Origin of the sequence: Pseudoalteromonas sp. A757, assembly GCF_004103285.1 — a bacterium.
Lineage (GTDB): Bacteria > Pseudomonadota > Gammaproteobacteria > Enterobacterales > Alteromonadaceae > Pseudoalteromonas > Pseudoalteromonas galatheae.
This window is the reverse complement of sequence record NZ_QNQN01000068.1, coordinates 100,371-125,076: the sequence shown is the minus strand read 5'-3', so window position 1 is coordinate 125,076 and position 24,706 is coordinate 100,371. Positions and strand designations below refer to the sequence as shown.

Below are 24,706 nucleotides of genomic sequence, written 5' to 3'. Positions count from 1 at the left end.
GCCCCAATGTGTTACATTGGGGCCATTAAATTATTTATTAAACTTCTCAGCTAGATAAAGCCACGTTTCAAGTACTGTATCAGGGTTAAGTGAGACAGAATCAATTCCTTCTTCAACTAACCAAGCTGCGAAATCTTCATGATCCGATGGGCCTTGACCACAAATACCTACATATTTGCCCTTCGCCTTAGCGGTTTGAATTGCCATTGAAAGCAGTTTTTTGATAGCCGGGTTTCGCTCATCAAATAAATGTGCAATAAGGCCAGAATCGCGGTCCAGACCAAGTGTTAATTGGGTAAGGTCATTTGAACCTATCGAGAAGCCATCGAAATATTCTAAAAATTCTTCAGCAAGCAGGCAGTTTGATGGCAGTTCACACATCATGATGACTTTTAGACCATTCTCGCCGCGTTTTAGACCATGAGCTTCAAGAATTTCAATAACTTGAGCTGCTTCTTCTAGGGTACGAACGAATGGGATCATGATTTCAACGTTAGTTAAATCCATCTCATTACGAACACGTTTGATAGCTTCACACTCTAATGCAAAACACTCTCTAAAGTCTTCGGAAATGTAACGGGATGCGCCGCGGAAACCAATCATTGGGTTTTCTTCTTCAGGCTCATACTGCTGACCGCCAACCAAGTTTGCATACTCGTTTGACTTAAAGTCAGACATGCGAACGATTACACGCTCCGGAGCAAATGCCGCACCTAGCGTAGAAATACCTTCAACTAGCTTGCTGATATAGAACTCTACTGGTGATTCATATCCTGCGATTAGCTCTTTAATTTCAGCCTGTAGCTCTGCATCTTGCTTATCAAAATGAAGTAGTGCTTTAGGGTGAATACCAATCATACGGTTGATGATAAATTCAAGACGCGCAAGACCGATACCTGCATGTGGTAACTTCGCAAAATCAAATGCGCGATCTGGGTTACCTACGTTCATCATTATCTTCATCGGAATAGTTGGCATTGAATCGATGCGAGAAGAAATAACATCGAATTCAAGTTCACCTTTATAGATATAACCTGTATCGCCCTCTGCACATGATACTGTTACCGTGTCGCCATTAGTGATCAAATCGGTTGCGTTACCACACCCAACTACTGCTGGGATCCCTAGCTCACGAGCAATGATTGCTGCGTGACAAGTACGACCACCACGATTCGTTACGATAGCAGAGGCACGCTTCATGATAGGTTCCCAATCAGGATCCGTCATATCAGTAACAAGTACATCGCCTTGCTTTACCGAGTCCATTTGATCAATTGAAGACAGGACTTTAACTACGCCTGAACCAATCTTATGACCGATTGCACGACCTTCAACAATAACTTCAGACTTTGACTTTAGCTGGAAGCGCTCCATTACGTTCGCATCTTCGTTTGAACGAACGGTTTCTGGACGGGCTTGAACGATATAAAGCTTACCGTCATTACCATCCTTCGCCCATTCGATATCCATTGGACGACCGTAGTGCTTTTCGATAATAACAGCTTGTTTTGCTAATTCTTCTACTTCTGCGTCTGTAATCGAGAATTGGTTAGATAGTGCTGAGTCTACATCAACAATCTCAACTTGCTTTCCGTGAGACTCATCACTTGAGTAGATCATTTGGATTGCTTTTGAGCCTATATTTCTCTTAAGAACTGCAGGTTTTGCTTTTGCTAGAGTTGGCTTATGAACATAAAATTCATCTGGGTTCACTGCGCCCTGAACTACCATCTCACCTAAACCATAGCTAGAAGTAACAAAAACAACATCTTCGAAGCCTGATTCAGTATCTATTGAGAACATAACACCAGACGATGCTTTGTCTGAACGCACCATACGCTGAATACCGGCAGAAAGCGCGACGCCTCTGTGATCATAGCCCTGGTGTACTCGATAAGAAATAGCACGGTCATTAAATAGCGAAGCAAAAACATGCTTGATGGCGACCATTACGGCATCTATGCCACGAACGTTTAGGAAAGTTTCTTGTTGGCCAGCGAAGGAGGCGTCTGGCATATCTTCTGCTGTTGCTGATGAACGAACAGCAAAGGAGACATCTTGGCTTGCGTCACCGTGTAACTGGCTATATGCCTCACGGATTGCTTTATCTAATTCTGGTTGGAATGGTGTATCGATAACCCATTGTCTAATTTGGGTGCCGACTTTGGCTAATTCGTTGACATCGTCAACATCGAGAGTATCTAGGATTGAGTGGATTTTTTCATTGAGGCCTGACTGCTCAAGAAATTCATTAAACGCATCAGCTGTTGTTGCGAATCCACCAGGTACTTGTACACCAGCGTTAGCAAGGTTAGATATCATTTCACCTAGAGAAGCGTTTTTACCACCAACTCGAGGTACATCTTGCATACCCAACTCTTGATACCAGAGAACGTAGTCTTGCACGGAACTGTCTCCAAAACAAATTGTATTAAATGTGAGAGATTAATTGACCTTTCCACTTGGTCAAGGGCATTCTACAACGGTAAGGCAGTCTTCGTAAACCGCGATGGCTTATTTTCAACAATTTCTGAATGAATAATAGCAAAATGAGAACAGCATTTTATATTTCCGATGGCACCGCTATCACCTCTGAAGTGTTTGGTCACGCAACGCTTTCAATGTTCCCTGTAGAATTTAATCACCAAACGATACCGTTTGTAGAGACAACAAAAAAAGCAAATGAAATCAAAAAATTAATAGACTCTGTCGCTGAAAGTTCAGGTGAGAAGCCGTTGGTGTTTTTTACATTCGTTAATCCAGAATTGTCCGATATTATTTTATCGTCGCAAGGGGTTTGTTACGACTTTTTATCTTATGCGAGCGAAATAGTAAAAAGAGAGCTAAAAGTTCAGCCGGTGCCCAAAATGCACCGCACGCATAGCATTCACGAATCTTCTTATGATTTTAGAATAGATGCAGTTAACTACGCACTTGCAAATGATGACGGCGCAAATATTAAAGATTATGACGAGGCAGACATCATATTGGTAGGTGTCAGCCGCAGCGGTAAAACGCCAACTAGCTTATATTTAGCATTGCAATATGGGATCAAAGCCGCGAATTACCCAATGACGGAAGATGATTTAGAAAGTGGAAGACTACCTAAATGTTTGGATAAATATAAAGGTAAGCTGTTTGGTTTAACCATAGAGCCAGAAAGGTTAGCTGCAATAAGGCAGGAGAGGATGGCAAACTCAAAGTACGCATCAATCAGACAATGCCGTATTGAAGTCAAAGAAGTTGAGATGCTATTTAAAAAGAATAAAACGCCTTACTTGAACAGCACACGTTATTCCGTTGAGGAAATATCAGCAAAGATTATTTCTGAAACAGGTCTAAAGCGCCATAAGTACTAAAAAGGCCGCAATGCGGCCTTTTGTTTGTTATTTATACTGTTTTGCGAGCGTCTTTTAGTAGATCTGCAACTAAAAAGCCTAGCTCTAAAACTTGGTCTGCGTTTAGACGCGGATCACACTGGGTGCGGTAACGCTGAGATAAGTCCTCGTCTGATAGACCGTAGGCACCGCCAACACATTCAGTGACGTGTTGCCCTGTCATTTCTAAGTGCACACCACCAGGATAGCTACCCTCAGCTTTATGCACTGCGAAGAACTGACTGATTTCTCTCAGGATATTGTTAAAACTACGTGTCTTATATCCAGTCGTCGCTTTTTCAGTGTTTCCGTGCATCGGATCCGAAGTCCAAATAACTTTGCGGCCTTCTTCTTGAATTCTACGAACTAATTTAGGCAGCTTTTCCGGCAGCACATCTGCACCCATGCGTGTGATAAGTGTTAGACGACCAGGAATATTATCAGGGTTAAGCGCATCGACAAGTTTAATTAACTCATCTTCTTGCATCCCAGGGCCAACCTTTACGCCAATAGGGTTTTTAATACCACGGAAAAATTCGATATGAGCGTGATCTAATTGACGAGTACGTTCACCAATCCAAACAAAGTGAGCAGAACAATCGTACCAGTCCCCAGATAAGTGGTCTCGTCTAGTTAAGGCTTCTTCATAACCTAACAATAGCGCTTCGTGTGAGGTATAAAGCGGAGTTTCCTTCAGGCTTGGTGCTACTGTTGAATCAATGCCACAAACTTCCATAAACTCAAGTGCTTCTTGAATACGCTCCGCGAGTTGTTGAAATTTGTCTTTTAACGGATTTGCAGCTACGAAACTCATATTCCAGCGATTTACCTGATGCAGATCTGCAAGACCACCCTGTGCAAACGCGCGAAGTAGGTTAAGTGTTGCTGCAGACTGGTGATATGCTTTCATCAATCTATCAGGATCTGGGATACGTGCTTCTTCCGTAAACTCAAAACTATTAACGATATCACCACGATATGAAGGTAAAGAAACACCTTCAATAGTCTCGAAATCTGAAGAACGGGGCTTAGCATATTGCCCTGCCATTCGAGCAATCTTAACTACCGGGCATTTACCGCCATATGTTAATACGACAGCCATTTGCAAAAGTGTCTTGAACGTATCACGAATATTAGCGGCACTAAAATCTGAAAACGATTCTGCGCAATCACCACCTTGCAATATAAAAGCTTTACCTTCGCAAACATCTGCTAGGCTTTTATACAAGCTTCGCGTCTCTTCTGCAAAAACGAGCGGCGGTGCTGAATTTAGTTCTTTTTCAACTGATTTTAACTTCTCTGAATTTGGGTATTCAGGTTGCTGTAAGATAGGTTTATCTCTCCAGCTATTTGGGCTCCAATTAGCCATTGTATTTTCCTCATTCCAATATGTGTTACCACCATTGAACAGTACCCCAAGCCCCCTTATTCATCAAGGAAAAACTTTAGTTTGTTTTGTTAAAGAACACATCATACATTATATAATTTATTATAATGACACTTTAGCTAAAACTGTTTTACAAATTAATCACAGTACTAAGCTTCTTAAAATAAGGTGATTTTTAATACATCTTTCCAGCTAGCAAAAAAGCAGACCTAAAGTTGGCAACTATCAGACTTTTATCAGCTGATCTTTATTCGCTATAATGAGTAACATCAGGAATTTAGAGTGAATTGAAGACCCTGGAATCGATATCAAATATAATCTTGTCGACATCTTGTTTTTCACTTTGAGTTCCTTGATTAGAGGTCAATTCAAGAATTTGAGAGCAAGCAGGCTCCTACCCTACCTCTTCAGCAAATCATCTTACAGAGCATTTATATACAAAGACGATACACTGACTTTAGCTTATTATTATGTTAAATTGATATTTGTTTAAGTTCAGACTAGTAATTCTTCAAGTCAGCTATAAGTCACTGGGTAGTGACTCGTCGTATTTTATGAGTAGGAAGGAAGCAAGAAAAAATGAGTCTATAGTGATTGCTATGAGTACTAACCACATGTGCTATATAGTTTTTGGAAGCATTAACACGTATAGGTACTTCCAACAGCCCTCTCCTCCAATGAGAGCTCAATGCTGAAAAATAGGGGAGATTTCTCTTCAGTGCGCTGGACTATTAAAATAAGTTTTCTTGATTAAGCTATCTTATTGAAACAACGAAATCTCGCCGGGTAACACAGTGCTTAACTCTATAACCAGATAAAAATAAGTAAAGTATTCTACTGTCAAAAAGGTGGTATTGATTACGCAGTACTACTGAGTTTACTCTTGCCCCTCATTCTTTTCTCGATATCTAACACAACGACCTTTATTCTTACAGCTAATCACTTTGCCTAAAATAATTAGGCATAAGGTTACTCGCTTAATTGCTATTTTCATTTCCAAAACTCTCACTAGTTTCTGGCCAGTTAATTTCAGAGATATTGTCCCATGAGCAGTTAGCTCATCTAGCTTGACTCGTTCGCAAACAAACTGTTCAAACGCTTGAAAGATCTCTGTCTACTTCACTCTTCGACGATCTGACCATGAGCACAAGTGTAAAAACTATATGATATTCAAATAACCAAAGCACATGAGATGTGTCTTCTATCTACTTGTGTTTGTCCGTTATTTTAACTTCACTACAAATCGAGTACGGCATTGACATTAGTATTTATTCCGGTGAAGTTTGAATAACAGTAAACAATCACAGAAGTAGCTGGTTTAGTTATTATAAAGTTAGTACTAGCACTGAACATGTGCATGTAGAAAAAATAAACTTGTCTTTTAATCGTCTTCGTATTTTAGTCAGGTACGACTGAAAAAGTGCGGATGTTACTCGAAGATTCATAGCCCAGAAAAAGAAGTGGTACGGTTATTCTCTTAGAAAGTGAAAAATTAAATTCAGTGTTTTACTCTATAACTTAGCCAACCCTTTGAAGGGTCCCAAATGATAGTCATCGCAAAGTAAGTACACACTTACCAACCATCTATCATCTTCCCTTCCTAGCCTAACTAGGATCTATCAAACCTTCATGTCTACGAAAAAGTACGGTCGAAACAAAATAAGTGAGCACTTACTATTGTTTTTCAACACTAAAATATTGAACCAGAAGAAGACTCTGTCAGTATCAAAAGTTGACTTTAATTTATAAAAAAGAGTATTATCGCGAGGATAAAGGAACACATCATACAGTTTTTTCATGAATATAAAATCAGTGTTGAATTTAAAAGTTAATCAAAAAGCTGACAAGTAGCGTTGTTGTTCTGAGTGGTTACTAGCCACCACTGCTTTTTAGCCTGATAGTATTGCCCATTAGAAACTCCCTTCAAAAGTGACAAAAATCTAATTTTATAGGAGAAATCCAAAAAATTTGATATAACTTAGTCTATCGGAAAGAAACACATCATACAAAGTGAGATAAAACAATTTCAACTCTACAAAACTAATTAGCTATTTCATCAAAACGACATAGAATCACTTTCCTATTTTAAAATTCACTAATAGATATTTTATTTCTCTAAAACCTAGACACTCCAAATAAAAGCTTAATAAGTGAAGATAAATATGAGCTAACAGAATATTTCTGATATAATTTACATATATCCCAGGGAACACATCATACTTATAAGATCAATAAAAGTATGCATCATCACAAAATACCCACAGCTAATTGATCAAATAACTAAGTTCTCAACAATGATCGACTAAAACGATACTTAGCTTAATTTAGCAAACGGCAAGTGATATGGTTAGTTTGTTCCATTAGATACTCATAATAAAATCGCTTAGCGAGATTTCATTATTTTTGATATAATGCGAGAGAGATAACAAGAACACATCATACAATGAATAAATTTAATATACGTTCAACCTTCGACATTCTTAATGAACACATTAATCAGCTATGCCATGAATTAACAGAAGCTGATATTAAAAAGGCAACTTTTTACGAACTGCCAGATATAAAAAAACAAGATGAAGAAACCGCTCCAACAAATATAACTGTTAAAAAAATAGAAGGCGAAAAAGCACTCTCTAAATGTTTAGATGCTTATCGCGACCTCTATTTAAACGACCGAGAAAGCGGAAAGTTGTTGCAAAGGTTTCCAGGTCTTTTGTTAGTCAATGACCCTAAAGAAGTTATCAAGTCTAGGGTGAATGCAGTGAATCTTGCCAAAGAAAATTTTAAAAATGCTATTTTGGAAATTTCTAACAATGATGCCAGATTCGAAGCTGTTCATAGTGCAGTTCCTAACTTAATGACTTTAGCTGCCTATCGAAAAATACATAGCGAATCCGAAGCTCCCTATTCCGTTCGATTTACTTGGATGAAAAAACATGCAACCAGAGTTTTGAGTAAAGAACTTGCTATGGAGATGTTGAATCGCTCTTCACTTTATTCAAATCCAAGGATGATAGATCAGGAAAAGTGGCAACAGCTTGTAGAACAAGAAAAATATAGAGTTTCTAGTCTATCAGAAAATGCAAAACTCAGAATTAGAAGGCCAACCCGAGTAACACCTGAGGTGAATGTAAGATATACAGCTCAGAATCGCTATCATGTGAGTGCCGCACTTCCATTTATACTCTTTAACCCGAATCCAGACACTAAACTTGGAGAGCTAAGTCATTTTACACAAAAAGATGATCATCCAAGAAAGCGAGAGTACAACTTTCTAGTCGATAGAATTTATTTAGAGAAATTTGATTAATAATAAGGTAATTCATACGGAATCTGACGATAGCAATTAATTTAACATAATCTTGTTAAATTAGTATAGTCCATGCAAGCGCTAACTGACTTGTCCTCATTATAGTATGATGTGTTCTATACACTTTAAAACTTATACCAATTAATTTAATTAAGTGATCTCTTTTGAGGCGAAGAAAATCTTGTCGATAACACCATTACCGCGTCCAGCTATCGCCAAGGTACTTACATCCATGTAGGCAAGGCGGGAATTTTGCTATTTAGTTGTTCTAAATGAGAAATTTTTAACGCAGTTAGTATCAGATTTGCTCCTTCAAATTGAACAAGTATCAAGACTACTTGGTATTATAAGACTGTAATGAAATCGTTATCTTCACAGATTAAGTACTAAATTTCTTCAGGTTAAATTTTGATTTATCATTACGTGTTAAGCTCTGAAATAGCTTATCGCCTACGGACTCGCATCTAGAAATCACTAAAAAATCAACTTCTGTTGGATAACAGAGTTTTTCTATTTTATTGTTCTAAATAGGAAAATTTGAATTATCGATATACTTATTAGATCTCCCAAGGACTAGAGAATTGACTTAATCCGCTGATGTAGTTTCAGGATATATTGATGGCAGTATTTTTTCACCGCAGAAAATTTCAAGAAGACTTTTAGCTCTTCAGACTCCATCTTTTTGAAGAATTGGGTGGCGATAAATTTCGCTCGGAAAGTATCCTCCATTGAAATAGAAATTAGCTTTGATACCAAAGTTCTTTATTTTGGCTAGAAATACTATCCTAGCCAAAACAGAAAATCTTATTTCTTAACGATTTCTTCTAATGTATCTTCATCAATTACTTCAACATTTTCGACGATACGTTTACCACCTTGAATTTCGATACGTTTATGGTGTTTATTGAGAGCCAATATTTCGTCACAGAATTGAGCAGATGGGTGCATTTCGTACACATAATCAACGATTTTTCCGGATTTTTCATCCTTAACATTTGAAATGTTGTATTCGGATATTGCCCCTTTCTCGATCAAATCTTTCATTGTTGTGGTCATATCACGACGAAGTGCCTTCAATTTATTCTCTGTAATTTCATCATCAGAATAAATTGAGCCGTATTTTTCCATAATTGAAATTAGGCGAAAGTGATAAGTTTTACCTGGGGCTGCATAACGCCATAGATGATACAAACGTAGCATCATCCAACGAGACAAACCACGTTTTAACTCTTGAGCACTGTTGAAATAATAACCTTTATACTCCAAGTTATCGATCATGTTATGAACAAATGCATTTAAACATGCAACACATTTGATATTCCCGCCCTGCCCTTTTTTTCCACTAAAGTGTAGCGACGACAGAAAATTCATGTTTGATTCGTAAAATGAATCATCAATACTTGGGTTTTTAGTATCGGTGGCCGTGTATTTGAACGAAAGTTTAGAACCTTGAAGGGCTTCCAAAGATTCTTTAATTTGCGGATAAGGCATTGATTGACCAACAGCTTTTAATTCTTGAGCAAGCTCATTCATTGAAAAAATAACTGCGTATTGAATACCGGACTTAAAATTTATTTTAACAATCTTGCCTTTGGAAGCTAGGCGGATCAACGCGCGCTCGACCTTTTCTTCGCGGTCAGATGGCCAAACTAAAAACTCTTCGTCATCACCGTCTTTTTTAGTACTAACAACAGCAGGCGTAATTTTTATCTCACCTTCGTATAGAATACCATCTACTTTTTCAGATATTTTTCTCGTTACGATCGTTTTTTTAGGCGCTTCTTCTAACGGTAATTTTTTATGCCCCGAACGAACAAAGCGTCCCCATAAATCGTAATGATTAAAGGTGTTAGAATAAGCTCTTAACCCATGGGCGGCATTTTCTAAAGATACTCGAACATCTTTATTATCCGTAAACAACGCCAAACTTTCGTTATCGATTGCACTTTCTACACCATGGATCTGTCCACGAAGTGAATCAGGCAAATTGTCAACAGAGATGTTCACCTTCCGGCTCATTGTTTTACTTCCAAATTTTCATGACGTCTAATAACAACATATTCGACAGAAAAAGTTAATGATTAAAGTTAGTAAAAAAGTGATCCGAAGTAACTTTTTTTGTTGGGATCATTGTTTTACTAGGTAGGGCCTATTTTCAGATCAAGTTTTTACTAACTAAGGTAAAATTAACGCTGAAAAACCTTTGATTAAGGCTTATTTAGCGGACTTACAACGACAAACCTGACGTACTTGTGGAAAACTCCACCATTAATTAGTAAGGATCTGATCTATGCTAAGTAGAGATCAGATCTATACATACCTTAAAGCACTTGATCTTATACCATCTGTGCATAACAGTTTGATCTTACTTAGTAAAAATTTGATCTCCAGAGGCATAACTGTGAATAATTATGTGTATAAGCTGTTTATATATAACTTTTTGAAATAGTAGTTAGTAAAATTTCGATCTCGGAGTTATAAGAGATCTGATCTTAACCTAGTAAAAAGTAGATCTATAAAAAACAAAAAAAACGATGTAAAACAGTTGGATAGCGTATAGTTTCCTTACCTTAGCCTTTAATACCTATATATTTAACCATATCTAAACTTTCTTATTTATACTTAGATGTAAATCAAAATTACAAATGTCTTTGTTTTTTTGTGTTTACAGCAAAATATATGGACATTATAATATTCGTTATCAAATAAAGGATAATGTGTATGTCTATAAATAACAATGCGCTATCAACGTACCGGCTGTTGAAAGCTACGGCAGAAGTAGCTGAACAATCACTTGCTGGTCGTATTCAACATTATAGAGCTCATCTTAAAACTGAAGAAAAAGAGCTCAGAACTTATACGCAAAAGGCTGCCGCAGATCTACTTGGTGTAAATAATAGAACACTAAAAAGACGTCATGACCAAGGTGACTTTGATACCATTAATATAAAGAAAGGTGCAAACGGTCATTATGCATACACATTAGCAAATATCTTCGCTATGGCAGATGTTCTGGGTGTAAATGCAGATCAACGAAAGTCTAACGATAAATTACAAGTCATTGTGATCAATAGTTTGAAAGGTGGTTGTGGTAAAACAACAAGCTTGGTGAATATCGCTGCGGCACTAGCTACAACTAATATTAAGCGCTATCGCATTGGGATCATTGATCTTGATCCACAGGGATCATCATCAAGCTTTTTTCCATCGAATGATCATGAACCGATCACGGTTGGTGATCTAATGAGAGATTGCATTGAATTAGATGAAGGTGAAACATGGAAAGATCTTGTCTCTAACTCATTCCAAGAAACCCACATTCCAAATATTCGTGTACTACCTTCAGGTATGGATGACTTTTACTTTGAACATGAAACAGCAACAGAGTTAAAGGAAAGTTCAAGCTACGAAAAGACACGTCATTACCATAAGCTTAAAGAGAAGGTTATAGAGCCCGTACAAGACGAGTTTGATATTATCCTAGTAGATACCGCACCTTCTCTTAATTTTATGTTCTATAACGCATTGATGGCGTCTACGGCGATGTTAATACCTGTACATCCAGAGGCTGTTGACTTCGACGCTAACAATAAATACCTGAAGCGTCTTGGTGAAATATACCATACTGTTGCTGCTCTTGGTCACGAAGGCTGGGACTTTATGCAATTTTTAGTCACTAACTATGTTAAAGGCAACCATTCTCAGCGTGATATCGTTAAAGATGTACGTAGTGCGTTTGGCCGTCAAGTAATGAGCTATCCAATCAATCACAGCTCTGCAATTACGGCGAGCTCTTCATCATTTAATACAATTTTTGACCAAAAGACTTCAGATAGTTTAGCAAGTCGTGAAGCATTGCTAAAAGCGCAAGAAAATATCAAAGATGTGGTTGATGAATTAGAGATGCTGATCCGTTCAAATTGGCCTTCAACACAATCTTCGCTAGCAGAATAAAAAGGTATTAATAATGGCTAGAAAACGTAAAAATGATACACGAATAGATCCTTTTGCTACTGCGGTTGAGGGGAGTAGTCTCGACGATCTTTTAGATCAGGCTAAAGTAGGCGACGTGGTTACTATGCCTGCGCCAAGCGATCCGACAAAAACCATAGTACTAACCTGTGAAGTAGTGCCGTTTAGTGAAATTGAGAGTAAAACCACCGTATATGGGCAGAATCGCCGCGAGCAATCTTTATTAAGCGAAAAAGCAGTCGCAGATATATTACCTGCCATTAAAAAAGATAAGCGAAATCTCCACCCTGCTCTATGTTGGCATCACAACGGCAAACTTCACGTTTTATCAGGCTCAAGACGCCGTAAAGCCTGTTTGCTGGCCGAAGCAGATTATGTGGTGTTGAGCTCGAAAGACTTTAGTGACGAAGATGCAAAAACATTAGCGGTATCTTCCGATCAATACATCGCTCCAAGCCTTTGGGAGTTAGGTAAAGCTTATTTTGACACTAAGCAAAACTTGATCGAGCAGGGCCAAAAAGGATCGTATCGAGAAATCGCAGCCGTGGAAGGCGTTTCTCACACAGCTATTGCTGATGCGTTGAAAGCTTATGAAAGCATTCCGGTCGAAGTATTACAGTTGTATCCAACGGCAAATCATTTGGGTCGTGAAGCGGCTAAAAAGCTCATTACTGCAAAGCAAGAGCAGCCTGACCTGTTTTCAGAGCAAATTGCTGCGCTTAAAACGCAAGACTTTATGGCAGAAGAGATGTCAGATGAGAAACGTGCTGTTCAGATCACTAAATTCTTAACTACATTCGGAAGTAGCGATTCTCGCGTCGAATCCATGTTAGAGAACGACTACATTCGAGTGCAAAGAAATCTAAAAAGCGGTGATGTTACCGTGAAAATAGATAATCGAGTATTGACTGATAAGCGTTTAGAGCAATTGCAAAAGTTGCTAAGCAGCTATAACTAAGGTTCGTACAAGAATTGCTGAGTTGGTTGAATTATCAAGCAACTCAGCGCTTTTTCTACCCAGTTGACCTCCAACCAGTGCTTTTTTAACGAATTTCTCGCATTTCTCTCTTTAGCTCAAATCACTAATTTCATATACTGGCTCTTTATTTCAATTTTGACGTGCATTTAATGTCTTCGCAGTTATCTAAAGAGCAACTTTTCGCTTTATTTGAAGAAATCAAACAGGAACAAGCTAATCAATTTCCTTTGTCTGAACGTTTTCTTCGTCAGTACTTCAATTCAGCTTTACTTACGAAAGCTAAGGAGTATTTACAAGACGAACAAGTCTGCTACCTCCAACACAGCGAAAACTTTGCGCAAATTGACGCGCAGGTATTGGGAAATTACGGCAATACCTTCACTCAACACATCAAAATAAACCAATCACAAGGTACGGTTTCGGTTGAGGCAAACTGCTCTTGTTCGAATAATCCTAAATGCCGACATATTGCTGCAGTATTGCTAAAACTTAAAATCGAACACTCTGGTGGTTTTGGTGAAGCCTATTTGGTTAATGACTGGTTTAATGAACTCGGGCAGTTGCAGCAAGTAGATAAAGCAGACGCGGAAAACGTCTTGCTCTTCGTATTAGAGCCTCGGGCAAACGAAGTCCTTGTAAACCCTAAGGTATCGCCAAATCGGCCCGACGGTGTTTACCCTCTGGGTCGAGTGCTAACAGAACAGCAGCTCAATAGCCAAGTTGCGCCAGCTGGCTTACTAGAAAACGATTTCCGCTTGTTTAGCTGGATCCGCTCGCAAAATACACCGGGTCATTTTGAGCTATTTGGTGCTTGGGGTTTCAATGCGCTAACACAATTGGTACATACTCACCGCTGCTTTTATCGTAACCAGCGCCAACCTTTGGAGCTTGGACACAAGCAAACGCTAGATTTTTATTGGCATCAAGAAGGCAATGAATACCAACTTAAAAGCCGCCTTGCGAATGTTGAGCATTGGCGCTTGATTAAAACAGAACCTCCTGTGTATTTAGATACAGAGAACTTGATCGTTGGCCGAATAGAGTCAGAGCTTACCGCGCAGGAAATCGCCCACCTTCATACTATGCCTACAATAACGGCAGAGAAGCTAGAGCAGGTGATGGCGCGTTTCCAAGATATCTTTACGGATGATGTCATTGCGCCTCCTGCTGGATTTTTGCAGTTAGCGAGTAAGCAATCTAATGTCGCTAAGCTTATAAAACTAGATAGGCCAAATAAAATTCGCTTTGCAATTGAGCCACTTGGAAAAGGCGCGACGAAAAAGCAGTTAGCAAGGTTAGAGCAGGTACTTACAGGTCTGGGTTTTGTTCATGAGGGCGACGAATTCTTATTACCAACCGAGGATGGCGTTGAAGTCCATTGGTTTAACAGGGAGATCAGGCCGCTTTTACAGGGTAAACGTTGGGTTGTTGACGAGTTGCCAAGCAATGGCCTTGTTGTTACACCAAAAGTGCTGTTAAGCCTCAAACGAGATAAACAACATCATGTGCTCGGAAAGGTGATGTTAGATGACAAGCCCGTTACGCTCAACTGGGATAAGCATCCGGTTCATGAGCTTAACAACCTTGCCCATGAATATCGCTACGTCGAAATCGGTGAGCAGTTCTACGCCATAAGCAAGTCCGTATTTGATGAATTGCTGGAGCTTAAATCTCGTTTTAGTTATTACCTTTCAAGCTCACAATTTAAATTTCCGTTGTCGTATGCCAAAAAGCTGTTTGAACTGGACCATATTCATACCGACTCTGACGATCACAAGCTACTTGAGTACCTCGCTGAGCTAGATAAACCGATAGAAAGTCTTGAAGTGATCCCAGCCAGCGAAGGGCAGAGCTTCACCCTACGAGATTATCAGGTGCAAGGCGTTAATTGGCTTAAGTTCCTCAATCGTCATCAGTTAGGTGGCATTCTAGCCGATGATATGGGCCTTGGAAAAACACTTCAGGTTATTGCTTACTTTATTTCTCAGCATAATACGCTGGTGACACAGCCAAGTTTAATTGTCTGTCCAACGAGTTTAGTAGGGAACTGGCGTGACGAATTTAAGCGTTTCGCTCCGCATTTACCACTTACTATTATTCATGGCTCTAATAGAGAGGAAGCACTCACTAACCTCTCTGGTGCGCGATTTATTCTAACGACGTATCCGCTACTTAAGCGCGATGTGGCGTACTATAAAGGGCTTGATTTTGATTCCATTGTGTTGGATGAGGCGCAATATATAAAAAACGAAAGCGCACAAATATCTAAATGCGTAAAAAGCCTATCCGCCCGTTTCAAGCTTTGTTTAAGTGGCACACCGGTAGAGAACAACTTACTCGAGCTTAAATCGTTGCTTGATTTTGTGATGCCAGATGTGCTGGGCACCAAGCAACAGTTTAAGCAACACTTCCAGATCCCAATTGAAAAGGAGCAAGATCGCCCTCGAGCTCGAGAACTTAGATCGCTGATCGCGCCGTTTATTCTTCGTCGTACAAAAGCTGAGGTGGTGAAAGAGCTACCCAATAAGACAGAGCTCATCAAAGAATTAGAGTTCTCTGATGAACAACATAAATTATATCAAGGTGTTCAGCACCAAGTAGAAAGCAAATTGCTCAATCTATTTCAGGAGCAAGGTGTAGAAAGAAGCAAGCTGGCGTTCCTCGATGCCTTGTTAAAGTTACGTCAGATCTGCTGTCACCCACAATTGGTCGATAAATCGCTGACCGACCAACACGGCGCTAAATTTGAGTGGCTTGCGCAACACCTGCCTGTGCTACTCAGTGAGGGGCGTAAGATAATTATCTTCAGCCAGTTTACCAGTGTGTTAGATCTCATTGCTGAGCAGTGCCAACAGCAACAGTTGAAATATACTATGCTGACAGGGCAGACGAGGCAACGGGATAAAGCCATTGAGGCGTTTACTCAAGGCAAATGCAATGTCTTTTTGATAAGCCTAAAAGCAGGGGGAACTGGTTTGAATTTGACTCAAGCAGATACGGTTATCCATTTTGATCCTTGGTGGAATCCTGCGGTGGAAAATCAAGCGACAGATCGTGCCTATCGTATCGGACAAGATAAGCCGGTATTCGTGTACAAGCTGATTATGGCGAACTCTATCGAAGAGAAAGTGTTTAAGATGCAACGCGATAAACAAGCCCTTGTTGACGCTCTGTTTGCTGAGTCTGGCGTTAATCTTGGTCAGTTTGATGAGTCACAGATGCTCGCGCTGATAAAAAATTAAAAAAATTTGGAACTAATCAACAAAGCTGAAGGTCTATGATAGTGCTTGTTGTGGCATTGTTGATGCAGTGAGCATATGTTGATTTTCCCCCTTTGTTACTGATTGTAATAAGCCAGCTTAATTAAGCTGGCTTTTCTTTTGATAAAAAAACATCATTCACTCCATTTTTATTCCATAATCTCACGCTTTAATAGCTATAACGGAGAAACGCCATAGACTAATTAGGATAACGTTATGCTTTGCAACGATGCGACAATTTCACACTTAAACTTTATTGAGACACAATCAGAATCAGACTATGATCTACTTAATGAAGTTGCGAGTTCAGACGACTTGTCTAGTATACTTACCATGTTACTGTTCGATGACACGCTTTCAGACAAATTAAAGCGTCAAGTTAGACAGCAATTGAAAAAGTTAAAAGCAAAGAGTAAATAAATCCTATGTCTACCCCATCAAGAATCTTGCTCGTCGAAGACGACCAAGATATTGCAGAGCAGGTGCTGTTATTTTTTAGAGCATCCGGTTTTGAAATGTTTCATATTGCAGACGGTGCAGAAGTTGTGCCCTGGGTAAAGGTAAACCAACCAGATGCGATCTTGATGGATATTATGTTGCCGAACCAAGATGGCGTAGAGTGTATGCGTCAAATTCGAGAGTTTTCTGAAGTACCTATTGTGATGCTGACTGCCAAAGTGGCAGAAGCAGACCGTTTACAGGGCTTAGAAGTCGGCGCAGATGACTATGTATGTAAACCTTTTAGCGCTGCTGAATTAGTGATGCGTATGAAAGCAATCTTACGCCGTTGTGTAAACTCCAATGCGTATCAAAAGCCTATCGAAGTAAATCGCGAAGAATTAACGGTTAAACTGAAGGGCAGTACATTAGGCTTAACCAAAGTTGAGTTTGACGTCTTTGCACTTTTATATGACGCACCAAATCGTGTCTTTTCAAGACAGCAAATTCTTGATTATATTCAACCGGATAACTTTGATATTTCGGATCGCGTAATCGACAGCCACATTAAAAATATCAGAAAGAAAATCAAAGGATTAGATTTATCTCCGAAAATTGTAGAGTCGGTATATGGCGCCGGATATCGCTACAATGGTCAACAGATCACTGAATGACTAAGTGATTGAAATTTATATCTAAGGTATTATCAAAGCAGAAGAACCGATGAGATCTCAATATGCTTTGGTCAATGCTCTCTAATACGCCTGCATGGTTTAGTCTTGCGCTATTCGCAGGCGGTGCGGCTACTCTACTCCCCGTTGTTTGGGTCATGCGTAGCACTTTCAAAAATCAACTCAATACTCAACTCGCCTCCGAGCAAGCACTTAGGTCACAACTAAGCCAAGCCGAGCAACTCGCTGAGCAATTAAGAGCGCAGCAACTACAAAGTCATGGCCAACAGCAGCAATTGCAAGCAAGGTTAGCTGAGCGTCAACGGCAAGCCGCTGAATATCAGCAGTTGTGGCAGCGAGAGCTCGATGCTAAGGAAGAAATTCAAGTGCATGCTCATGAGTTAGAAGTTGAAATGGCCAATCTACAAACCTTGCTGGAGCAAAAGCAACTAAGCTTTGAGCAGCAGCTTGCGCAGCTTGAACAAGCGAAAGTCCAGCTTAAAGAAGAGTTTCACAATCTCGCGAATCAAATATTTGATGAGAAAAGCGAGCGTTTTAGTCATCAAAGTAAAGAAAAAATCCAGCAGTTGTTGCAGCCAGTACAAGGTGAATTAAAGGGCTTTAGAGATAAAATGGAAGCCATTCATAGTGAAGAGCTGAAGCAACGGGCGTCATTAAAAACTGAATTGTTGCACTTACAAGCCAACAATAAAGCCATGACTGAGCAAGCAGATCGTTTGACCACCGCATTACAAGGGCAAAAGAAAGCACAAGGTAACTGGGGCGAACTCATGCTTGAAAATGTGCTAGATAGCGCTGGGCTACGTCCGGGGTACGACTATCAGCGAGAAGTAAACTTTAATACCGACGAAGGCAAGTTTCGCCCTGATGTCGTGGTTTACTTACCGCAATCTCGTCATCTGGTAATTGACGCTAAAACCTCATTGAATGCCTATACACGATATATCAACGCCATAACCGATAGTGAAGCGAATCAAGCCATTGTGGCACACACCGAAGCCATCACTGCAAGGATCAAAGAGCTGGGTAGTAAATCTTATGAGCGCTTACCTGGTCTTAACTCCCCAGAGGTGGTCATTATGTTTATCCCTGTGGAATCTGCATTTGTTGAGGCGGTTAAGCATAAGCCAACACTTTATCAGGATGCTTTACAAAACAATGTATTGGTAGCAACGCCAACAACACTTTTAACCAGTCTTAATATAGTCAAACAGCTATGGCGTTTTGAAGAGCAAAGCAAACACACCAGAGAGCTGGCGCTCCGTGCTGAAAAGTTTTATAACAAGCTCAATAGCTTCCTACATAGTATGGAAGGCGTGGGCAAACAGCTTGATAAAGCAAAAGAGAGCTATGAACGCGCGTTTTCTCAGTTGTATATGGGTAAAGGCAACTTAATTAAGCAAGCCTCTGAATTTAAAGAGCTAGGTGTTGCTGTAGTCAAAGAGCTACCCGAAGAACTCGAAGAAAAAGCCAAACTTGAGCTCGAGCCGGTAAGTCAGCTTGGCAATCACGACAGCTCGAAATAACCTTTGAAATCCAAAAAGCAAAAAAGGCCCATTGGGCCTTTGAACGAAAGATAAAAGAATTTAATATCAGATGATTAAGGTGCCTTGCACTTGGCATAGTCGCTGTGGCGTGGCGTATCCGAATACAAGTGCATATAAAGCGCAAATTGGCTGACATCACGCCAAACATTGCTACTGGCCGGTGGGCATAGTGATTGCTCGATATAACCCTTAAGTGCCTGTCCCGTTAATGCAAGTTTAGTCGGGATACGGATAAACACATTGATGTCATCTTTACTGGTTTTTAAATGTGAGAACTGCCAGCTTCCAACCATATACTGTTTGGTAAAGTAGCGATTGATACGCATTTGGGATTCTTGACTAAGCTGCTGAATGGGTGCTTCAGGCATTTCTGTGATAAGTGCCCATGCACTGACCAGTGAAATCATAGTGGCTAGTACAAAAGTCCAGATCACAGCTGGCGATAGTTTATTTTTTGGCTTTATTTGAAGTTGCTGTTGGTTCGCTCTAGATTCAACAATTTTCAACCATTCAGCATGTTTTAGCGTCCGTTGTGTCATGGGTACTCTCCGTTTCTGCATGCTGGTATTTAAGCGCTTCAATGTGGAGTAAAGATGGAGTGAATACACATCAGACCAGAGTCTTATGAAGCATAAGGTAGATCTAAAAATTCTTTATTATCAATGAAAGAATAATTCTAAAATCCGCATCCTTTCTGATATGAGATTACTTAATCTTAAGCTGGTATTGAATAAGTAAGTACCAACATTGTAGTCGTAAGTTGAATAGGTATCGTACTGTATTCTGTGTTATTTACTGGGGTACCTTGTTCAGTCTTGATTTATCTTCATATTGACTAAATTAAGTAATAATCGGTCTTTTACAGACTCTGCGTTCAACATATTCACGGGACAAACTATGCAATTTATTAATAACAAGCTGGAAAACGCTGTTCGCAAGCCACTCTCGTTGGCTGTCGGTGCTGCGCTTCTTTCAACTATTTCAATTCATGCGCAAGCGGAAAGTAACAACACTGAAGCCAAAGAAAGTGTTGAAGTCATCGAAATCACTGGTACGCGAAGAAGTCTTCGTAGTGTTGCTGAGAGTACAGTGCCGGTAGATGTCATCTCTTTAGAAGATATGCAAAGTACAGGTCAGCTGGAGCTGAGCCAAGTACTCACTACGCTCGTACCTAGTTTTAACTTCCCAAATTCAACGCTGGCGGATGGTACGGATCACGCTCGTCCGGCAGTGCTTAGAGGTTTAGCACCGGATCACACCTTAGTGCTGGTAAATGGTAAACGTCGTCATGCCGGCGCATTATTGAATTTAAACGGTACTGTTGGTCGTGGTTCAACGGCGGTTGATTTAAATACCATTCCAGCTGCTGCGATTAAGCGTATAGAAGTCTTACGTGATGGTGCTGCTGCTCAATACGGCTCAGATGCCATTGCTGGCGTTATTAATATCGTGCTTAAAGATGCCGAAGAAGGCGGTAGTATTAGCGTGACCTATGGTGAGCATGATACACAGATGGCAGGTGTACCTGATTTATTACAAACTCGTGCAAACGCAGCAGGCGATTTAGACTTTGTATTAGGAGATGACCGTAAGCGTAATGATGGTGGTACTACAACAATTGGTGCCAACATCGGTTTTGCTTTAGGTAATGATGGCTTTATTAATCTGTCTGCTGAATATAGAGATAAAAAACCGACTAATCGTTCAGGCTTCGATCCAAGAGAGCAATATGCTCGTGATGAAAATGACCAACTTGACTCAAGAGAGTTTTCATTCGATCGCTACAACCACCGTTTTGGTAAAGCCGAAGTGGAAGACTTTGCACTATTTTATAATGCGGGTTACAGCTTAGATGCGGAAACCGAACTTTATTCATTTGGTAGCTACTCGACACGTGAAGGTAACTCCGGTGGTTTCTATCGTCGCGCAAATGACAGTCGTAACCTAACAGCGGTATACCCAGATGGGTTCTTGCCTCAAATCGTCAGCGATGTAGATGATTACTCGTTTGCGCTTGGTGTCAAAGGCACTCAAGGTGAGTGGGATTACGATATCAGTACAAACTATGGTGTGAATGACTTCGCTTTGGGTGTCGTAAATAGTTTGAATACTTCGATGGGGGTAACAAGCCCGACTGAGTTTAATAACGGCGCTTTAGTCTATTCACAGTGGCTCGTGAATGCTGATGCTAAAACGGCATTGGATTTAGGCTTACCGGATGACGTATTTTTCACTATTGGTGCAGAATATCGCCGCGAAACTTATGAAATTGAAGTCGGTGAAGAAGCGTCTTACCTCACCGTGCTTGATGCAGAAGGCAATCCCGTTGCGGCTGGTGGTGCGCAAGTACTCGCTGGTTTCTCACCAGCAAGTGCTGTCGATGAATCTCGTCATAACATCGCTTTATTCGCAGAGTTTGATACCTACTTAACACAGGACTGGAACGTCGTCTTGGCGGGTCGCTTTGAAGATTACAGTGATTTTGGCAGCACTTTCACCAGTAAACTGGCATCGCGCTATGTGGTGTCGGATAACTTTTCACTACGTGGTGCAGTAAGTACAGGTTTTAGAGCGCCTTCATTGGCTCAAACGTCCTATAAATCAATTGCTACGGTATTTGAAAATGGCGTACCGAGTGAAGTTGGTCACTTCCCTGTTGATACTCCTGCTGCAAAAGCGCTGGGTGCTCGAGAGCTTGAGCCGGAAGAGTCGGTCAATATGACGGCGGGTTTTGTTTTTACATTGGATGCGTTCTCATTTACCGTGGATGCTTATCGCATTGACATCGACGATCGCATCGTACTTTCTGAGAACTTGGGTGGTCCTGAGGTCATCAATATTTTGCAGCAAGCGGGTGAGCTCAATACGCAAAGTGTAAGGTACTTCACGAATGCTATCGACTCGCGCACTGAAGGTGTGGACATCGTAGCGACGTATAGTTTTGATCTTGCCGACTACGGTGATCTGCGTTTAAGTGCCGCGCTAAACATCAATGACACTGAAGTTACGCATGTAAAAGCAAATCCTGCTGAGCTTGAAGCCCTTGGTGACAGCTACGAGTACTTTGCTCGTCGTGAAATTGCACGATTTGAAGATGGAACACCAAAAGACAAATGGAACTTAGCTGCAATTTGGCAATTTGGTGATTGGCAGACGACATTACGTGCCACACGCTATGGTGAAACGGTAGATTCTTCGAGCGCAGTAGAAGGCGATGAAGTATTAGACGCTAAATGGATCACTGATCTAGAAGTGGCTTATAACCTCGGTGACCACTGGAAGTTTGCAGTAGGCGCTAACAATCTATTTGATCAATATCCACAAGATACCGTTAGTAATATTGGTTATACAACGTTTAATCAGATCTTCCCGTACTCTGCGTTTTCGGCATATAACACCGATGGTCGTTTCGTGTATGGCAATATCAGCTATCGTTTCTAAGCAAGCATAGAAAGACAAAAGGCCAAGCATCTGCTTGGCCTTTTGTACTTTATGCTGATACATCTACCGCGTGAGGTAAGTTTATCTGAATACACAAACCGCCATACTTCCCTGACTTCACTGTGATTTTTCCATTCATCGCTTCAATCAAGCTCTTACAAATAGATAAACCAAGACCTGAGCCTCCTGTTGCACGGCTTCTCGATGCTTCGACACGATACAGACGTTCAAACAGTTTGTTTTGCTCGGCCTCTGATACGCCTGGTGAGCTATCATCTACTTGTAGAAATAGTCCTTGCTTATTGACCACAGCTTTAAACCTTACCTTGCCGGGTTTATCTGTATATAAACATGCATTTTTAGCAAGGTTATCGATAACCCTATCCAGCTTCGGTTTATCAATGTAAATACTCATATCATCGACGTGAATGTCGGCGATAAATTGCAGCTGATTACTTGTTACTAGCCTTTCAATGTCATAAACATAGCTTTGGATAACCGTTTTCGCGCCATGCTGCTGAGGGTGGATCACAAGTGCGTTATGATCTGCTTGAGATAATTGATATACGTTCGAGATCAATTCATTTAGCTGATTTATCTTGTTGTTGATCTTGGCATATGCAATTGTGTTGTCATCAATAAGATTGTGTTCCATCGCTTCTATATGGAGCTTTAAGACACTGAGTGGCGTGCGTAACTCGTGGGAAATATCGGCCAGCATTTTATCTTTATGCTCAATATTCAATTGATACATTTTTGCTTTTAGCGCCGCATTTCTATGTTTGATGACAAAAAATCCGACTAGAAATAACCCAGCTAAGAAGGTCGATATTGCAGTGATCACCCACATTTGTGTGGATAGCTTGGCATTTTCTAAGTTAACCTCAGTTATGGCTTGTGCAGAGCGGGCTTGCTCAAGTTGTTGAGATTGAATAAGCGCGTCAATACTGGCTTTATAGGTACTTACTTGTTTTTCCAGTAATGCTTCATGAAGTCGAGTCTGTAGTTCTGAAGTCGACTTCATAAATTGGAAAGCTTGAGCGTATTCATGATGTGCAGCAAGCGTTATCGCTTTAAGGCGATGATATTTTTCGAGCAGCAGCTCTGCCGTTTCAATTTCGGTTAGAGCGTCCAGCTTGGTGAGTAGTGTTTTTGCTTTGTTTACTTCTTTGCGTTTTAGCCTAACTTCTAACTCCGTCAGGTAGGCGTAAAATTGTTGCAGTGTTGAGCTGGTTTGAGTGGCATATTCAATGCCTGCAAGTGCATCTGATAACGCATTGTCTAAGTCTGCCTTGGCTATATGGATCAGCGCTGAGTTACGATATGCCCTAGCGAGTGAAACCCTAGCATTGAGTTCTTTTAGAAATTCAATGGCCTCTTTTGTTTGCGCTAATGCTTCGTCCGTTTTACCATTTTTAAACTTTAGCTCCCCCAAGCGAAGGGCTGTGCCAGCGACGTTGCGTAATTCTTTTGAAGCTTTATCTGCAACGAGAGCTTGTTGGAAGAAATACTCAGCATTCTCCTTATCTCCCATACGCACAGAAATATCACCAAGATTATAAAAATTAGCCCCTTGCTTTTCGTACTGATCAGTTCCTTTTAGCAATTCATAGGCTTTTAAGTGGTATTGCATAGATTGCGCAAGCAAATTTCTATGGTCGGCAACTACACCCAGGTTATTATAGGTTTGCGCAACTAAATTTGATTTATTCATTGCTTCGGCTGAAGAGAGTGCTTTTAAGTAAAAAGACTCGGCCTTTTCAAGCTGGCTTAAGTGACGATAGTTAATACCTATCTCTCTGTATACATCATACTTACGTGCTTCGGTAAGAAAAAATTGCTTTTCAATATAACTAAGTGTAGATATTGATTTCTCGTATAAGTCCTGCTTTCGATAAATCATGGCCTGCAAATAAATCGCTTGATATCGCGTTTCTTCTTCTTCACTGACGCTGGCCGTTTCAATTTTAACTAAGGCTTCGGTGTATTTTCCTGCCTTTTCTAAATCTTCTATTTCCTTGATAACTGTATTCCCAGCCTGGCAATGCATCGCTGTAAGCAGTGCTACTGCTTTTATTAAGTTCTTAATGGGGGTCATGTATCAACTTCAACGTACTATAATCAGTTTTATAGTCTTACATGGAAAAGTGGGGTAAATATGGAAAGTGTAAAGGGGGTTTACAGCAGAATGAAGTGCTTATAAATCTGAGGTTAGTCATATTTTGGTTTTTAGTCAAAATAAACTCAGAACAAAATTTTACTAAGTAAGTTAGTAAAAATGTGACCTGTCGCTGGTTTAGTTA

At 40.2% G+C, this 24,706-nt stretch carries 14 protein-coding genes; 9 read left to right on the top strand and 5 right to left on the bottom strand.

All coding sequences use genetic code 11. The features are described from left to right. Positions 1-30: 30 nt before the first annotated feature. Entirely contained in the window at positions 31-2,406 is a 2,376-nt protein-coding gene (gene ppsA, locus DRB05_RS11475; protein ID WP_128727066.1) for a phosphoenolpyruvate synthase, read from the bottom strand. Positions 2,407-2,549: 143 nt separating this feature from the next. Here ppsA and DRB05_RS11470 point away from each other — a divergent pair, with 143 nt between their 5' ends. Further along, positions 2,550-3,359 carry a pyruvate, water dikinase regulatory protein gene (locus DRB05_RS11470; RefSeq protein WP_128727065.1) on the top strand — a complete coding sequence of 270 codons (810 nt, stop codon included), beginning with the start codon at positions 2,550-2,552 and terminating at the stop codon, positions 3,357-3,359. Positions 3,360-3,390: 31 nt separating this feature from the next. Here the strand turns inward: DRB05_RS11470 and DRB05_RS11465 are convergent, their stop codons facing one another. Further along, entirely contained in the window at positions 3,391-4,746 is a 1,356-nt protein-coding gene (locus DRB05_RS11465) for a 3-deoxy-7-phosphoheptulonate synthase class II (protein WP_128727064.1), read from the bottom strand. A 2,461-nt stretch (positions 4,747-7,207) separates the two neighbouring features. On the opposite strand from DRB05_RS11465, the gene DRB05_RS11460 reads away from it, so the two are divergent. After that, entirely contained in the window at positions 7,208-8,074 is an 867-nt protein-coding gene (locus tag DRB05_RS11460) for a DNA replication terminus site-binding protein (RefSeq protein WP_128727063.1), read from the top strand. 804 nt (positions 8,075-8,878) lie between these two features. On the opposite strand, the gene DRB05_RS11455 is transcribed toward DRB05_RS11460, so the two are convergent. Then, on the bottom strand, positions 8,879-10,093 hold the full coding sequence (locus tag DRB05_RS11455; RefSeq protein WP_017216875.1) for a hypothetical protein: 1,215 nt from the start codon (positions 10,091-10,093) through the stop codon (positions 8,879-8,881). Positions 10,094-10,795: 702 nt separating this feature from the next. On the opposite strand from DRB05_RS11455, the gene DRB05_RS11450 reads away from it, so the two are divergent. From DRB05_RS11450 to rmuC, 6 genes are all read left to right on the top strand, one after another. After that, positions 10,796-12,028 carry an AAA family ATPase gene (locus tag DRB05_RS11450; RefSeq protein WP_128727062.1) on the top strand — a complete coding sequence of 411 codons (1,233 nt, stop codon included), beginning with the start codon at positions 10,796-10,798 and terminating at the stop codon, positions 12,026-12,028. 13 nt (positions 12,029-12,041) lie between these two features. Further along, on the top strand, positions 12,042-13,004 hold the full coding sequence (locus tag DRB05_RS11445; protein WP_128727061.1) for a ParB N-terminal domain-containing protein: 963 nt from the start codon (positions 12,042-12,044) through the stop codon (positions 13,002-13,004). A 170-nt stretch (positions 13,005-13,174) separates the two neighbouring features. Beyond that, positions 13,175-16,267 (top strand): DEAD/DEAH box helicase, encoded by a 3,093-nt coding sequence (locus DRB05_RS11440; RefSeq protein WP_128727060.1) that lies wholly within the window; start codon positions 13,175-13,177, stop codon positions 16,265-16,267. A gap of 234 nt (positions 16,268-16,501) precedes the next feature. Beyond that, positions 16,502-16,705, top strand: a complete 204-nt coding sequence (locus DRB05_RS11435; RefSeq protein ID WP_128727059.1) for a hypothetical protein — start codon at positions 16,502-16,504, stop codon at positions 16,703-16,705. A gap of 5 nt (positions 16,706-16,710) precedes the next feature. After that, positions 16,711-17,397, top strand: a complete 687-nt coding sequence (locus DRB05_RS11430) for a response regulator (RefSeq protein ID WP_128727058.1) — start codon at positions 16,711-16,713, stop codon at positions 17,395-17,397. A 62-nt stretch (positions 17,398-17,459) separates the two neighbouring features. Further along, positions 17,460-18,941, top strand: a complete 1,482-nt coding sequence (gene rmuC, locus DRB05_RS11425) for a DNA recombination protein RmuC (RefSeq protein ID WP_128727057.1) — start codon at positions 17,460-17,462, stop codon at positions 18,939-18,941. 74 nt (positions 18,942-19,015) lie between these two features. On the opposite strand, the gene DRB05_RS11420 is transcribed toward rmuC, so the two are convergent. Next, positions 19,016-19,501: a hypothetical protein gene (locus DRB05_RS11420; protein ID WP_128727056.1), complete on the bottom strand. Its 486-nt coding sequence runs from the start codon at positions 19,499-19,501 to the stop codon at positions 19,016-19,018. Between the two features lie 358 nt (positions 19,502-19,859). Between DRB05_RS11420 and DRB05_RS11415 the strand changes: the two genes are divergently transcribed. Then, a complete protein-coding gene (locus DRB05_RS11415) occupies positions 19,860-22,403 on the top strand; it encodes a TonB-dependent receptor (protein WP_128727055.1) in 2,544 nt (847 codons plus the stop codon). A gap of 49 nt (positions 22,404-22,452) precedes the next feature. On the opposite strand, the gene DRB05_RS11410 is transcribed toward DRB05_RS11415, so the two are convergent. Further along, on the bottom strand, positions 22,453-24,501 hold the full coding sequence (locus DRB05_RS11410) for an ATP-binding protein (protein WP_128727054.1): 2,049 nt from the start codon (positions 24,499-24,501) through the stop codon (positions 22,453-22,455). Between the last annotated feature and the right edge of the window lie 205 nt (positions 24,502-24,706).

Excerpts from the sequence above, each read along its gene's own strand:
- DRB05_RS11430 (WP_128727058.1), top strand. The coding sequence starts at position 16,711 with ATGTCTACCCCATCAAGAATCTTGCTCGTCGAAGACGACCAAGATATT.
- DRB05_RS11450 (WP_128727062.1), top strand. The coding sequence starts at position 10,796 with ATGTCTATAAATAACAATGCGCTATCAACGTACCGGCTGTTGAAAGCT.
- DRB05_RS11465 (WP_128727064.1), bottom strand. The coding sequence starts at position 4,746 with ATGGCTAATTGGAGCCCAAATAGCTGGAGAGATAAACCTATCTTACAG.
- DRB05_RS11460 (WP_128727063.1), top strand. The coding sequence starts at position 7,208 with ATGAATAAATTTAATATACGTTCAACCTTCGACATTCTTAATGAACAC.
- DRB05_RS11440 (WP_128727060.1), top strand. The coding sequence starts at position 13,175 with ATGTCTTCGCAGTTATCTAAAGAGCAACTTTTCGCTTTATTTGAAGAA.
- rmuC (WP_128727057.1), top strand. The coding sequence starts at position 17,460 with ATGCTTTGGTCAATGCTCTCTAATACGCCTGCATGGTTTAGTCTTGCG.
- DRB05_RS11455 (WP_017216875.1), bottom strand. The coding sequence starts at position 10,093 with ATGAGCCGGAAGGTGAACATCTCTGTTGACAATTTGCCTGATTCACTT.
- DRB05_RS11420 (WP_128727056.1), bottom strand. The coding sequence starts at position 19,501 with ATGACACAACGGACGCTAAAACATGCTGAATGGTTGAAAATTGTTGAA.
- DRB05_RS11470 (WP_128727065.1), top strand. The coding sequence starts at position 2,550 with ATGAGAACAGCATTTTATATTTCCGATGGCACCGCTATCACCTCTGAA.
- DRB05_RS11415 (WP_128727055.1), top strand. The coding sequence starts at position 19,860 with ATGCAATTTATTAATAACAAGCTGGAAAACGCTGTTCGCAAGCCACTC.
- DRB05_RS11410 (WP_128727054.1), bottom strand. The coding sequence starts at position 24,501 with ATGACCCCCATTAAGAACTTAATAAAAGCAGTAGCACTGCTTACAGCG.
- DRB05_RS11445 (WP_128727061.1), top strand. The coding sequence starts at position 12,042 with ATGGCTAGAAAACGTAAAAATGATACACGAATAGATCCTTTTGCTACT.
- DRB05_RS11435 (WP_128727059.1), top strand. The coding sequence starts at position 16,502 with ATGCTTTGCAACGATGCGACAATTTCACACTTAAACTTTATTGAGACA.